Here is a 473-nt window from a genome sequence, read left to right as displayed (position 1 = left end):
GTAGGTATTTAAGCACTAAATTTAGGTTAGTTTCATCTAGTGCTACAAATTTTGCATCGACCATTCCAGCTAAATTTGCTGGCCACTGAGCCGCTGTAACGCTATTTGGTTCATGAAGTCTATGACATGCGGAACAAGTCTCTTCGTAAATTTGTTGTGCTTTTACGTAAAGTTTTTTTGTATCGCCACCAAGCGCGTCATTTGGCACTTCGTAAACGCCCTCTGCTTGGTACCAGATCTCGCCATACTCATCTTCAAGATCTTTTAATTTTTTGAAATTTGACTCATTCTCATTGTCAAAAGCTACAAAAATTTCTGGATCTTCTATGCTCCTTTGAAGCTGGGCTAAGTAATTTGCCGAAACTACGCCACTAACCTTGATCTTGCTCGTTTTATCGCCTTTTTCTAAGACTTCAACTGGCGTTAAAACCTCGATCTTACCGATCATTTTGCCATCTAGCGTTATATTGGCA

The 473-nt window shown here is 39.7% G+C and carries 1 protein-coding gene; it reads right to left on the bottom strand.

The genetic code is table 11. From position 1 onward, the window contains the following. A partial coding sequence (locus CYP05_RS00980) for a hypothetical protein (protein ID WP_103641730.1) occupies positions 1 to 473 on the bottom strand: 473 nt, incomplete at both ends.

The organism is Campylobacter concisus, from assembly GCF_002913545.1.
GTDB lineage: Bacteria > Campylobacterota > Campylobacteria > Campylobacterales > Campylobacteraceae > Campylobacter_A > Campylobacter_A concisus_AV.
The sequence above is the reverse complement of the archived record's forward strand: the minus strand, read 5'-3'. Positions and strand labels throughout refer to the sequence as shown.